Origin of the sequence: Actinomyces respiraculi (genome assembly GCF_014595995.2) — a bacterium.
Lineage (GTDB): Bacteria > Actinomycetota > Actinomycetes > Actinomycetales > Actinomycetaceae > Actinomyces > Actinomyces respiraculi.
This window is the reverse complement of sequence record NZ_CP063989.1, coordinates 1,550,664-1,563,668: the sequence shown is the minus strand read 5'-3', so window position 1 is coordinate 1,563,668 and position 13,005 is coordinate 1,550,664. Positions and strand designations below refer to the sequence as shown.

Here is a 13,005-nt window from a genome sequence, read left to right as displayed (position 1 = left end):
TGCCCGTGTGAGTACCTCCAGCACGACGGACCGCCAGCAGCCCGGGCTCATCGACTTGCCCTCCGAGGGCGAGGACGTGACGTTCCCCGTGCCGGCACCCCTGGAGTCCCACGGCCCCGCGCGCGTGATCTCCATGTGCAACCAGAAGGGCGGCGTCGGCAAGACGACGACGACCATCAACCTGGGCGCTTGCCTGGCCGAGTACGGCCGCAAGGTCCTCATCGTCGACTTCGACCCCCAGGGCGCCGCCTCCGCGGGCCTGGGCATCAACGCCAACGAGCTCGACGCCACCATCTACGACACGCTCATCGCCGCGCGCCCCGACGTGCGCCCCATCATCCGCCAGACCTCCACCCCCGGGCTCGACATCGTCCCGGCCAACATTGACCTGTCGGCCGCGGAGGTCCAGCTCGTCAACGAGGTGGCGCGCGAGCAGTCGCTGGCACGGGTGCTGCGGCCCGTGCTGGACGAGTACGACGTCGTCCTCATCGACTGCCAGCCCTCCCTGGGCCTGCTGACCGTCAACGCGCTCACCGCCTCGCACGGCGTCATCATCCCGCTCGAGACCGAGTACTTTGCGCTGCGCGGCGTCGCCCTGCTGGTTGAGACGGTCGAGCGTGTGCGTGACCGCCTCAACCCGCGCCTGCAGATCGACGGCATCCTCGCCACCATGGTGGACCACCGAACCCTGCACTCGCGCGAGGTGCTCGAGACCCTCACCAAGGCCTTCGGCGACCAGCTCTTCCACACGCAGATCCGCCGCACCGTCAAGTTCCCCGACGCCTCCGTGGCTGCCGAGCCGATCACGAGCTACGCTCCCACCCACGCTGGGGCCGACTCCTACCGCCGCCTGGCGCGCGAGCTCGTCGCCCGCGGCGATGTCGCCTGAACCGCCGCCCCCCTCCGCGGGCGCCACGGATCGGCCCGCCGACACCCACGAGGAGGAGTCCGGGCCCGAACGGGTGCCGGGCTTCCGCGTCAGCCTCGAGCAGTTCGAGGGCCCCTTCGACCTCCTGCTCACCCTCATCGCCCGCCGTCGCCTCGACGTCACCGAGCTCGCCCTGGCGGAGGTCACCGACGAGTTCCTGGCCCACATGCGCGCCGACTGGGACCTCGGGCACGCCAGTGAGTTCCTCGTCGTCGCCGCCACCCTCCTGGCGCTCAAGGCCCACCGTCTGCTGCCGCACGACGGCGAGGAGGACGACGACGAGGACCTCGAGCTCCTCGAGGCCCGCGACCTGCTCTTCGCCCGGCTCCTGCAGTACCGCGCCTACAAGCAGGCCGCAGCCCACCTGCGTGAGCGCGCCGAGAGTGCCCAGCGCAGCCACCCGCGCGTCGTCGGCCTCACACCGGAGCTCGCCGCCCTGCTGCCCAAGCTGGTGGCCACCCTCGGCGCCGAGGACCTGGCCCGTGTGGCCGCCGAGGTCTTCTCCCGCCCCGCCGACGAGGGCGTCCAGACCATCCACCTGCACGAGAGCGTGCCCGTGGGGGAGCAGGTCAGCCTCGTCGCCCTGAGGCTGCGGCACCACGGCACCCTCACCTTCACCCAGATCGCCGCCGACGCCGAACGCACAGCCGTGGTCGTCGCCCGCTTCCTCGCGCTGCTCATCCTGTACCGCCAGGGCAGCGTCGAGCTCGACCAGGACCGGCCAATGGACGAGATCACGGTCACCTGGTGCGGCGGCCAGGACGACCTGACGGGCATCATGACCCCAGACGTCGAGGAGGAGTTCGCATGAGCGAGAGCACGCAGGCGCCCAGGAGCAGCCGGCTCGACCGCCTCCTGGGCCTGACCAGCACCACCCAGCCCGGCCAGGCCGGCACAAGCGCCACCGAGCCCTTGTTCGAGCAGGGCTCACTCAGTGCCGTGCCCGACACCCAGCTGCGCGCCGCCGCCGAGGCCGTCCTCATCGTCGCCGACGAGCCGGTGACAACCGCGGCCCTCGCCGAAGCCCTGGGCATCGAGGAGGACGAGACCGAGGCCCTGCTCGAGTCCCTGGCGGCCGAGTACGAGGGACGCGGACCCGACGGCGAGGGCACCGCGGCACCGCGTGGATTCGTCCTGCGCCGAGCCGCCGGCGGCTGGCGGCTCGCCTCCGCACCCCTGTTCCACGACCTCGTCGAGCGCTTCGTCATCGGCGGCGCCACCTCGCGCCTGTCACAGGCCGCGCTCGAGACCCTCGCCGTCATCGCCTACCGCCAGCCCGTGACCCGCGGGCGCGTCGCCGCGGTCCGCGGCGTCAACGTCGACGGCGTCGTGCGGACCCTGCACGCCCGCGGCCTCATCGAGGAGGCCGGGCAGGAACCCTCCGGTGCCTACCTGTACCGCACGACCCGCGAGTTCCTCGAGTTCCTCGGGCTCGACTCCCTCGATGAGCTGCCCCCGCTCGCCCCCTACCTCCCGGACGCCTCCGCCCTCGCCGAGATCGACGACGAGGCCGGCGAGCGCGCCGCCGACACCACCCACCGCAGGAGCCACGCATGAACCACCACCCCAAGGACCCACGTCCCGGCACTCAGGCACGCCCCCGCTGGGATGACGGGCTTGCGCCGACCGGCGAGCTCGGCGCCGAGGAGTTCTACGACGAGGACGACCTCGAGGAGCTCGATGAGCAGGCCGACGCCGATCTGCTGGCCCGCTTCGACGCCGAGGCCATCGGTGAGGACGAGGAGGCCGCCATTCTCGCCGCCCGCCACCGGGCCGGGCGCGGGGGAGAGGCAGACCCCCACGTTGAGGACGGCGAGCGCCTCCAGAAGGTTCTGGCCCACGCCGGCATCGCCTCCCGACGCGCCTGCGAGAACCTCATCGCCTCCGGGCGCGTGAGCGTCGACGGCGTCGTCGTCACCGAGGTCGGGGTCCGCGTCGACCCCCTGACCCAGGAGATCCGCGTGGACGGCACCCGCGTGCTGACCAACCCCGACGTCATCACCGTGCTGCTGCACAAGCCCGCCGGCATCGTCACCACCATGGAGGACCCTCAGGGGCGGCCCACCGTCGCCGAGCTCGCCGAACGCTACATCGCTGAGCACGCCGAGGAGATCGATCACCCCGCCTCCGTGCGCCTGGTGCACGTCGGTCGCCTCGACGCCGAGACCGAGGGGCTCATCCTGCTGTCCAACGACGGCGAGCTGTCCCACCGGCTCATGCACCCCAGCTATGAGATCTCCAAGACCTACGTCGCCATCGTCAAGGGCGAGGTCGAGCACTGGGTGCCCCGCAAGCTCAAGCGCGGCATCGAGCTCGAGGACGGGCCCGCTCAGGCCGACCGCGTCGTCGTCAAGGACTCCGGGCCCGCCGGCTCCATCGTCGAGATCACCCTCCACTCAGGTAAGAACCGCATTGTGCGCCGCATGCTCGAGGCCGTCGGTCACCCGGTCACGCGCCTGGCCCGCACCCGCCTCGGGCCCCTGTCCCTCGGCACCCTCAAGCCCGGGCAGATGCGCCGCCTGAGCGGTGACGAGCTCGTGGCCCTGCAGCGGGAGGTGGGCCTGTGAGCACGGGCCCCTCGCCGCGGACCAACCCGCACGCCGTCGTCTCCACCGAGGGGCCGGTGCTCATCGTCGGCACCGGACTGCTCGGCACCTCCCTCGCCCTGGCGCTGAGCGCGGTCGGCGTCGAAGTCCAGCTTGAGGACACCTCACCGACCTCCCTGGCTCTCGCCCGCGACATGGGGGCCGGGACAGTCCGCGAGGCCTCCAGCCCCGAGCCGCGGCTCGTCATCGTCGCCACCCCGCCGGACGTGGCCGCCGCCGTCGTCCTGCGCGAGCTGCAGGCGCACCCGCAGGCCGTCGTCACGGACGTCGCCAGCGTCAAGGACCGTGTGCGCGCCGAGGTCCTGGCCCACGCAGGCGAGCACGCACGCCGCTACGTCGGCTCCCACCCCATGGCGGGGCGTGAGCGCTCCGGTGCGGCCGCCGCCGACTCCGACCTATTCGTTGGCCGCCCTTGGATCATCGTGGCTGACGGCGCGGATCCCGCGGACGAGCTCGTCGTGCGCAACCTCGCCGTGGACGTCGGCGCCACCCCGGTCCGCATGGGCTCAGCGGACCACGACGCCGCGGTCGCCGCCGTCAGCCACGTGCCCCAGCTCATGTCCTCCCTGCTGGCCGCACGCCTGGAGGACCTGCCCGAGAGCGCTCTCGCCCTGGCCGGGCAGGGCCTGCGCGACACGACCCGTATCGCGGCCTCCGACCCGCGCCTGTGGGCCGCGATCCTCGTAGGCAACGCCGGACCGGTGGCCGGGCTCCTGCGCGAGGTCCGCGCCGACCTTGACGCCCTCATCGACGGCATCGAGCAGGCGGCGCTGGAGCCCGGATCCGAGCAGTACGCCGCTAGCGGTGGCGTCGAGACCATCGCTCCGGGGGCTGTCGGGGCGGTCGTGGACGTCATGGCCCGGGGCAACACGGGCCGCTCGCGCATCCCCGGCAAGCACGGTGGACCGCCGCGCCGCTACACCGAGGTCCAGGTCCTCGTGCCGGACGTCGCCGGCTCGCTGGGGCGCCTGTTCTCCGACGTCGGAGAGGCCGGCATCAACATTGAGGACTTCTCCATGGAGCACTCCGCCGGCCAGAGCGTCGGCGTGGCGATGCTGTCGGTCGTGCCCGCTGCGGCCGCGGGCCTCGAGGAGGCCCTGGACGCTCGCGGCTGGCGCGTCATCCCGGGCTGAACGGAGGCAGTGGTGCGCGTCCTCGTCATTGGTGCCGGCACGATCGGCTGCGCCTACGGGCTCATGCTGAGCCGTGTCGCCGAGCTGTCCGTCCTGGCCCGTCCCGAGTCGGCCAGCAGGGTGCGCGGGGGTGTGCCCGTGACCTTGCGCAGTCCCGACGGCGGCCGGCTCATTCGCCGGGTCCTGCGCCCCCGGGTCGTCACCGAGGCGGTGGACGCCGATCTCGTGCTCGTGGCCGTCGACCGGACGCGTCTTGCCACGGTGCTGCCGCTTCTCGACACGCTCTCGCGCGCGACTGCGGTCCTCTTCATGCTCAACCACTGGGACCTCCTGGCCGAGCTCGGTCACCGCTACGACGAGCGTGACTGGCTCCTCGGCTTCCCGGGGCAGATCGGTGGGGGACGCGACCGGGAGGGCGTCGATGTCACCCTGTTCCCCCGGGGGACCGTCCTGGAACGCGGGAGGGGGAGCAGACGGGACCTCGCCGACGGTGTCGGAGCACTGCTCGCCCGCGCCGGGCTGAGCGTGCGCCGCGAGGCCCGGATGAACGAGTGGCTCGCGGTCCACTGGCTCCAGCAGTCCGTCACGCCCGGCGCGCTCGCCGAGGCCGGCGGCTACGAGGCGCTCCTGACCGACCGGCGGGCGCTGACGCGCATGGCCCGTGCCCTGCGCGAGGGCGTGACGGTGTGCCGGGCGCGTGGGATCAGGACCGAACGGATGATGCCGGCGCCCCTCCTGTCGCTTCCTGCGCCTCTCGTAGGGCGGTCCCTGGGCACGATGCTCGCCGCACCGTCGACCCGCCGGATGGTGGAGTCCCATATGGCCCACGGCCTGCCGGAGTGGCGGGCGGGGCTCGTCGAGGTGGCCCGGACCGGGCGCCGGCTCGGTGTCGACATGCCGGTGTGGTGGTCCTATGAGGCGGCGCTGGGCGTCGGCCCGGAGCTGCCGCCTGGGCCCTGAGCAGTGCGAGATCTCATGGGTGCGGCGCAGGAGTCCCGCCCCCGGGCATGGCAGGCTAGTGCGGGATCGTGATCAACCGAGCCCGAGGAGGCAGCCCCATGGGAATCGTCGTCGCCATTGACGGACCGAGCGGGTCGGGCAAGTCCACCGTCGCCAGGCGGGTGGCCGCCGAGCTCGGCCTGGCCTACCTCGACACCGGTGCCATGTACCGTGCCGCCGCCTGGTGGTGCGAGCGCACCGGCATTGATCTCGCGGCCCACGACGTCGACGCCGCGGCCGTCACCCGCGCCGTCGAGACCATGCCCCTGGACATGGGCCTGAACCCCGACGCCCCCGACGTCGTGTGCGACGGGGTGGACGTCTCCGCCGCCATCCGTGAGCCGCACGTGGCCGCCGTCGTCTCCACGGTCGCCACGAACCTCGACGTGCGCGCCGAGCTCGCCCGGCTCCAGCGCGAGATCATCCGCAAGGAGGCAACGGGTCCGGTGGGTAGCTTCTCCGGCGGGGCCGGCGTCGTCGCCGAGGGCCGTGACATCACCACCGTCATCGCCCCCGACGCCGACGTCCGCCTCCTCATCACGGCCAGCGAGGAGGCCCGCCTGGCCCGTCGTGCGGGCGACCTCGAGGCCGCCGGCAAGGACGTTGACGCCGCCGCCCTGCGCGACCAGGTGCTGCGCCGCGACCGCGACGACGCCACCGTCTCGCAGTTCCTCACCGCGCCGGAGGGCGTCACGCTCGTCGACACCAGCGACATGGACCTGCCCGAGACCGTCGAGCACGTCATCAACCTCATTGAGACCGCCGTCGATGAGGCGGCCACCCGCGACGCCGAAGACGACCTGCGTGCCCAGGCCCTGCGCGCCGGGCTGGAGGACTACGCGCTCGACGAGGAGGACCTGGCCCTGCTTGAGGCCGACGAGGTTCCCCAGGCTGACGAGGGCATGGAGCACGGCCTGCCCGTCCTGGCCGTCATCGGCCGGCCCAACGTCGGCAAGTCGACGCTCGTCAACCGTGTGCTCGGCCGGCGCGTCGCCGTCGTCCAGGACACCCCCGGCGTCACCCGCGACCGCGTCTCCTACCCGGCGGAGTGGGCCGGGCGCCGTTTCACCATCGTGGACACTGGCGGCTGGGAGGTGGACGTCGAGGGCCTGGACTCCGCCGTCGCCACCCAGGCGGAGGTGGCCATCGCCATGTCCGACGCCGTCATCCTCGTGGTCGATGCCACTGTCGGCATCACGGAGACCGACGCGCAGGTCGTGCGCATGCTGCGCAGGAGCGGCAGGCCGGTCGTGTTGGCCGCCAACAAGGTGGACTCACCCGCCCAGGAGGGTGACGCCGCCGCCCTGTGGAACCTCGGCCTGGGCGAGCCCTACGCCGTCTCCGCGCTCCACGGGCGCGGCTCCGGGGACGTGCTCGACGCCGCCATGGCGATCCTGCCGGAGGTCTCCGCCGTCGCCGCACCGTCCCCGGCCGAGGGCTCGCTGCACCGCATCGCCCTTGTCGGCCGACCCAATGTCGGCAAGTCGAGCCTGCTCAACGCCATCGCCGGCAGTGAGCGCGTCGTCGTCAACGAGCTGGCAGGAACGACCCGCGACCCGGTGGACGAGGTCATTGAGCTCGATGGGCGCCAGTGGCTCTTCATTGACACCGCGGGGATCCGTCGGCGTGTGCGCCAGTCGCGCGGGGCCGACTACTATGCGGTGCTGCGCACCCAGGGCGCCATCGAGAGGGCGGAGGTCGCCGTCGTCCTCCTCGACGTCTCTGAGCCGATCACCGAGCAGGACGTGCGCGTCATTCAGCAGGTGGTGGACGCCGGGCGTGCCCTTGTGCTCGTCAACAACAAGTGGGACCTTGTGGACGAGGAGCGTCGCACGATGCTCGCCTGGGAGACGGAGCATGACCTCGCGCACGTCGCCTGGGCGCCGCACATCAACCTCGCCGCCGCCACCGGCTGGCACACGAACCGGCTCGTGCGTGCGCTCGACGCCGCGATCGAGGGGTGGACCACCCGCATCCCCACGGGACGGCTCAACGCCTTCCTGGGAGAGATTCAGGGGGCGACGCCGCACCCGTTGCGCGGGGGCAAGCAGCCCCGCATCCTGTTCGCGACCCAGGTGCAGACGGCGCCGCCGCGCATCGTCCTGTTCACCACCGGCTTCCTTGACGCCGGCTACCGGCGCTTCATCGAGCGCAGGCTGCGTGAGGAGTTCGGCTTCGTCGGCTCGCCGATCCAGATCGGTGTGCGCGTGAGGGAGAAGCGCCGGCGGCGGTGACGGGCGTCACCCGACGGCCAGGAAGAGGAAGACCCACCCGACAAGGCTGAGTGGCAGGCTGAGCGGCACGCTGACGCCGACGGCCAACTTGAGCACGCGCTCGTCCGTCGCACACTGCCATCCATCGGCGCAGTTACCGGGGCGGGGCCCCCGCCGCCCGGCCCAGGACTAGAGTTATCAACGTCACACGGTGGTCGGTTCTTGGCTAAAATTGGGTGCATGATTGATCACATGTCGGTGCCCGTCGCCGTGCCCGCCGTCTCAGCCGACTTCTACTCCAAGGCCCTCGCCCCGCTCGGCTACACCGTCGTCATGGAGATGGGGCCCGTGTCTGCCCTGGGAGCCCCGGGGGAGGCGGGCGAGGCTCTCCCAGACCTGTGGCTCACGCCTGGTGAGAGCTTCGCGCCCCTCCACCTGGCGCTGACGGCCACCAGCCCTGAGCAGGTGGACGCCTTCCACGCGGCGGCCCTGGCAGCGGGCGGTCGGGACAACGGCGCCCCTGGGGAGCGCGCCCACTACCACCCCGGCTACTACGCCGCCTTCGTCCTCGACCCCGACGGGCACAACCTTGAGGTCGTCTGCCATAACGGCCCCGTGGGGCAGGCGCCGTCCTGAGACGCCCGAGGCGCGGCTGGCTTCCCCGCCGGTCGAGTCAGGCGGGGGAGCCGCAGTCCTGGGTGGCTGACTGCTCGGCCGCCCAGGCGGCGACGCGGCGGGCGCTCTCGGCCTCGGAGATGTCCTCGACTCGGGTCATGAGCGACCATCGCACGCCGAAGGGGTCGCGCAGGGAGGCGTAGCGGTCGCCGGACACGAAGGTCGCGACGGGCTTGCGGATGAGCGCGCCGGCCCGGACGGCGGCCTCGACGACGGCGTCGACGTCCGGGCAGTACAGGCCCATCGAGTAGCAGACCTCCTCGCCGTCGGGCGGGGGTACGAGGCCGTAGTCGGGCAGGGGAGCGCCGAGCTGGAGCTTGCCATGACCGAAGTCGAGCTCGGCGTGCGCGACGACGCCGCCCATCTCGGTGACGTCGACGACCCTGGCGCCGAAGACGTCACGGTAGAAGTCGATGGCCCCACGGGCGCCGGCGAGGACGAGGAAGGGGGTGAGGTTCGTCGAGCCGTGCGGTCGGCCGTCGGTGCTGTACTGTCCGGTGGCCCCGGTGCGGGGCACCTCCTGCGTGCTGCTCATGCGGCGACGCTAGGCGGTGCAACTCGCTCGGAACCCGCACGACGAACCGTCCCGAGTGAGCGCTCGGCCAGAGGAGCGGGAGGCTCCTCACCACTGTGTGCCATGTCTGTGACGACGTTCGCAACGAGCGTGCGCGGGCCCGCGAAGGCCTGCTCTGGGCTGGGAGACAGCCAGGAGAGAGACGGGAGCTCAGCGACCGTCGCGAGGTACTCGCCGTCCTCCGCCGACCAACGTACGCAATACGCGTAGTGCTCGGTCATCACTTCTCCTCGAGGTGGGCGATGGCTGCCAGGACCCGTCGCAGCTGGTACGCCGTCGCTGTTGCGGATGATGACGCAAGGATCTCCGGTCTCGAGCGGTCGGTGCCAGTGGGGAAGAGGAACCGTAGACTGACTCCATGCTCACTCCGGTTGACCCCACCACCACACCCGCCTGGGCGGCGCTCACCGCCCTCCACGACTCTCTCACCCCCGACCTGCGCGCCTGGTTCGCCGCCGACCCCGGCCGTGCCGAGCGCTTCTCCTACGAGCTCGGCGACCTCTTCGTCGACCTGTCGAAGAACCTCCTGACCGACGAGGTCCGTGACACCCTCGTCGCCCTGGCCGAGCAGGTGGACGTGCCCGGCCGGCGCGACGCCATGTACGCCGGCGAGCACATCAACGTCACCGAGGACCGGGCCGTCCTCCACACCGCCCTGCGCCGCCCCGCCACTGACACCCTCACCGTCGACGGCCAGGACGTCGTCGCCGACGTCCACGCGACCCTGGCGAAGATCTACGCCTTCGCCGAGCGCGTGCGCTCGGGGGAGTGGACGGGCGTGACCGGCAAGCCGATCGAGACGGTCGTCAACATCGGCATCGGCGGCTCCGACCTCGGCCCCGTCATGGTCTACGAGGCCCTGAGGCCCTACGTCCAGGAGGGGCTCACCGCCCGGTTCATCTCCAACATCGACCCCACCGACTGCGCCGAGAAGGTCAAGGACCTCGACCCCGAGACGACCCTGTTCATCATTGCCTCCAAGACCTTCACCACCTTGGAGACCCTCACCAACGCGCGCATGGCCCGCGACTGGTTCCTCGCCGCGCTTGAGGCCAAGGGCATCCCCACCGACGGCGCCGTCGCCAAGCACTTCGTTGCCGTGTCCACCGCCCTGGACAAGGTCGCCGAGTTCGGCATCGACCCGGACAACGCCTTCGGATTCTGGAACTGGGTGGGGGGCCGCTACTCGGTGGACTCCGCCGTCGGCACCGTTTTGGCCGTGGCCATCGGCCCGGAGAGCTTCGCCGACTTCCTCGCCGGCTTCCGCGCCGTCGACGAGCACTTCGCCACCAAGGCGCCCGCTGAGAACGTCCCCATGCTCATGGGCCTGCTCAACGTCTGGTACGTCAACTTCTTCAAGGCCGCCTCCCACGCGGTACTGCCCTACGCCCAGTACCTGCACCGCTTCCCCGCCTACCTCCAGCAGCTGACCATGGAGTCCAACGGCAAGTCCGTGCGCTGGGACGGCTCCCCGGTGACCACCGAGACCGGTGAGATCTTCTGGGGCGAGCCGGGCACCAACGGCCAGCACGCCTTCTACCAGCTCATCCACCAGGGCACCCAGCTCATCCCCGCCGACTTCATCGCCGTCGCCAACCCCGCCCACCCCACCAAGGACGGGGGAGTGGACGTCCACGAGCTGTTCCTGTCCAACTACCTCGCCCAGACCGCGGCGCTGGCCTTCGGCAAGACGGCCGAGGAGGTGCGCGCCGAGGGCACGCCCGAGGATATCGTCCCGGCGCGCGTCTTCAGCGGTAACAGGCCGACGACGTCGATCCTCGCCCCCGCGCTCACCCCGAGCGTCGTGGGCCAGCTCATTGCCCTCTACGAGCACATCACCTTCACTCAGGGCATCGTGTGGGGCATCGACTCCTTCGACCAGTGGGGCGTCGAGCTGGGCAAGAAGCTCGCCCTGGAGATCGCTCCAGCCGTGCAGGGCGACGAGGCCGCGCTGGAGGCCCAGGACGCCTCGACGCAGCAGCTCATCCGCCGCTACCGCGCCGAGCGCCATTGAGACGGGACGCGAGCCGTGGAGGATGTAAGCGCGCAGGAGTTGCGTGACCGTATCGCGTCCGGTTCTCGGGCGGCATGAGGGAGTGGAACGCCTCAGCCTGAGTATCAGGGACACCTGAGAACGGTGGGCGGTGATGGGCGTCACCGCCCACCGATTTCGGCCCCGGGGCTCCGATGGGCTAGGGTTCTTCTCGTTCCGAGCGGATGCAGTCCGCGAGGTACGGGCTGTGGCGCAGTTTGGTAGCGCACTTGACTGGGGGTCAAGGGGTCGTGGGTTCAAATCCCGCCAGCCCGACCGAGAGGTCCCGGAAACTCAAGGGTTTCCGGGACTTTCCAGTTGGTGAGATTTGATCCGGTCATCACAAACCTATCTTTTTGACCTCCCTGCGCCCCTCTGCGGCTGCTGCGTTCTGGCAGGGGCGCGACCGCTCTGGTTGATTCCGATGGTTGTGGGTGGGTGCTTCGCACCTGCTCGACATGAGCATCGAACACTTCACGACAGACCACCCCTGGGGCCTGGAGTCCCTGCTCGACGTCGGCGAACTGGCGGCCTATCTCGGCGTTCCGGTCTCGACGGTCTACGACTGGCGGACCCGCGGCCTTGGACCCCGCGTGTATCGCTTCGGCAAGCATCTGAAGTTCGCCGTCTCCGACGTGCGTAGCTGGATCGAAGAGCAACGCGACGTGTCCTCTCCTCAGGGGAGGTGATCGTGTGGCACGTCAGCGCCTGACCATCGGCACCTTCGGCGACATCGGCTTTCGGACGGGCCCGAACGGCCGCGTCGTGGCTCGCGCTCGGTATCGCGACTGGGACGGCAAGAGTCGGCTTGTGCAGGCCACCGGCGATACCCGGAAGCAGGCCGAGCGGACGCTGAAGGCAAAGCTTGCTGAGCGGAGCCTGTTCCAGCCGACCTTCTCGACATTGACGGCAGACAGCCCGTTGACCGATCTGGTCTCCTACTGGCTGGAGGACATCGAGCTGGAAGACAGACTCTCCAAGACCACGCGCAACCTCTACGAGCGCAACATGCGTACGCTCGTGCTGCCGGTCTTGACAAAGAGCTGGTGGTGGAGCCGCATGGTCTGGTGTCGGCCGGTAGCGACTGGTATCTGTGCGCGAGCGGCGAGGAGACGGTGCGGTTCTTCAAGGCAGTCCGTATCAAGCACGCCGCCCTGTTGGCTGAACCGTGCTCCGGTCCTGAGCTGGATGTGGCCCAAGCATGGCGGGATCACCGCGCTCGGTTCCTCAACCAGTTCACTCCTGTCAGTGTTGATGCCTGGGCCCGGGCGGCTCGGTGGGATGACGCGCGCGAGTGGAGTATTTGCTCCAGCCCGATGGATGCGGCCGGGAGCCCGCCGGGTGAGGGGTGGCGGTCGGTGCGCCTGGAGTTCATGGATGACCTGCACGCGGTCACTGTCCTCTTGCGTCTCGGCTCTGACGTCCGCGTCGAAGCCCCCGACGACATCAAAACCAAGCTCCTGGACAACATCGACCAGATCGCCACGCTGTACCGCTCCTGATCCCGCTCCGTGCGGTCGCCTCTGAGCACCCGGGCTTTCAGCCTGCTATGGCCACCTTCTGGAGTTGCCCTGGAGCTGCCACGCCTCTTGCAGATCGAGGAGAAGCGACCCGTGGGCGACGGTTGGCGCTGCACCGAGCGTCGCTGGAAGTGTTCTCGTTGAGCTGGAACCGATGGGTCGAAACCTCGATTTGCAAGAGGCGTGGCCCGTTCGTGTGAGTGTGCAGCGATGTCCACTTTGTCCTCGGGCTTGAGGAAGGGGCCCTCGCGAAGATGACGCATCATCGATTTCAGGGATGACGAATCCTAGAGTTGAGACATGACGGATGACCGATTTCATGTCG

At 70.4% G+C, this 13,005-nt stretch carries 12 protein-coding genes and 1 tRNA gene; 12 read left to right on the top strand and 1 reads right to left on the bottom strand.

The genetic code is table 11. From position 1 onward, the window contains the following. Positions 1-7 precede the first annotated feature (7 nt). From ID810_RS06505 to ID810_RS06470, 8 genes are all read left to right on the top strand, one after another. On the top strand, positions 8-889 hold the full coding sequence (locus ID810_RS06505; RefSeq protein ID WP_166854930.1) for a ParA family protein: 882 nt from the start codon (positions 8-10) through the stop codon (positions 887-889). Continuing rightward, entirely contained in the window at positions 879-1,739 is an 861-nt protein-coding gene (locus ID810_RS06500; protein ID WP_166854931.1) for a segregation and condensation protein A, read from the top strand. The genes ID810_RS06505 and ID810_RS06500 overlap by 11 nt, the downstream gene beginning before the upstream one ends. Before the next feature lie 128 nt (positions 1,740-1,867). Further along, positions 1,868-2,485, top strand: coding sequence for an SMC-Scp complex subunit ScpB (gene scpB / locus ID810_RS06495; RefSeq protein WP_413227859.1), 618 nt, complete (start codon positions 1,868-1,870; stop codon positions 2,483-2,485). Continuing rightward, complete coding sequence (locus ID810_RS06490) at positions 2,482-3,495, top strand: pseudouridine synthase (RefSeq protein ID WP_166854933.1); 1,014 nt, start codon at positions 2,482-2,484, stop codon at positions 3,493-3,495. The genes scpB and ID810_RS06490 overlap by 4 nt, the downstream gene beginning before the upstream one ends. Next, positions 3,492-4,667, top strand: coding sequence for a prephenate dehydrogenase (locus tag ID810_RS06485; protein WP_166854934.1), 1,176 nt, complete (start codon positions 3,492-3,494; stop codon positions 4,665-4,667). Before ID810_RS06490 ends, ID810_RS06485 begins: the two co-directional genes overlap by 4 nt. A 12-nt stretch (positions 4,668-4,679) precedes the next feature. Then, positions 4,680-5,627, top strand: coding sequence for a ketopantoate reductase family protein (locus ID810_RS06480; RefSeq protein ID WP_166854935.1), 948 nt, complete (start codon positions 4,680-4,682; stop codon positions 5,625-5,627). A gap of 98 nt (positions 5,628-5,725) precedes the next feature. Beyond that, a complete protein-coding gene (gene der, locus ID810_RS06475; RefSeq protein WP_166854936.1) occupies positions 5,726-7,900 on the top strand; it encodes a bifunctional cytidylate kinase/GTPase Der in 2,175 nt (724 codons plus the stop codon). Positions 7,901-8,119: 219 nt separating this feature from the next. After that, positions 8,120-8,515: a VOC family protein gene (locus ID810_RS06470; RefSeq protein WP_166854937.1), complete on the top strand. Its 396-nt coding sequence runs from the start codon at positions 8,120-8,122 to the stop codon at positions 8,513-8,515. A gap of 37 nt (positions 8,516-8,552) precedes the next feature. Here ID810_RS06470 and ID810_RS06465 read toward each other — a convergent pair whose 3' ends face one another. Beyond that, the gene (locus ID810_RS06465) at positions 8,553-9,089 is read right to left on the bottom strand and encodes a VOC family protein (protein ID WP_166854938.1); all 537 of its coding nucleotides are present in this window, start codon (positions 9,087-9,089) and stop codon (positions 8,553-8,555) included. Between the two features lie 397 nt (positions 9,090-9,486). On the opposite strand from ID810_RS06465, the gene pgi reads away from it, so the two are divergent. The 4 genes from pgi (at position 9,487) to ID810_RS06445 (ending at position 12,662) form a co-directional block, all read left to right on the top strand. Next, positions 9,487-11,142, top strand: a complete 1,656-nt coding sequence (gene pgi / locus ID810_RS06460) for a glucose-6-phosphate isomerase (protein WP_166854939.1) — start codon at positions 9,487-9,489, stop codon at positions 11,140-11,142. A 220-nt stretch (positions 11,143-11,362) separates the two neighbouring features. Then, positions 11,363-11,436 (top strand) — tRNA-Pro (locus ID810_RS06455). A gap of 182 nt (positions 11,437-11,618) precedes the next feature. Next, on the top strand, positions 11,619-11,849 hold the full coding sequence (locus ID810_RS06450; protein WP_166854940.1) for a helix-turn-helix domain-containing protein: 231 nt from the start codon (positions 11,619-11,621) through the stop codon (positions 11,847-11,849). 213 nt (positions 11,850-12,062) lie between these two features. Further along, positions 12,063-12,662, top strand: a complete 600-nt coding sequence (locus ID810_RS06445) for a WYL domain-containing protein (protein ID WP_166855096.1) — start codon at positions 12,063-12,065, stop codon at positions 12,660-12,662. The last annotated feature ends 343 nt before the right edge of the window (positions 12,663-13,005 follow it).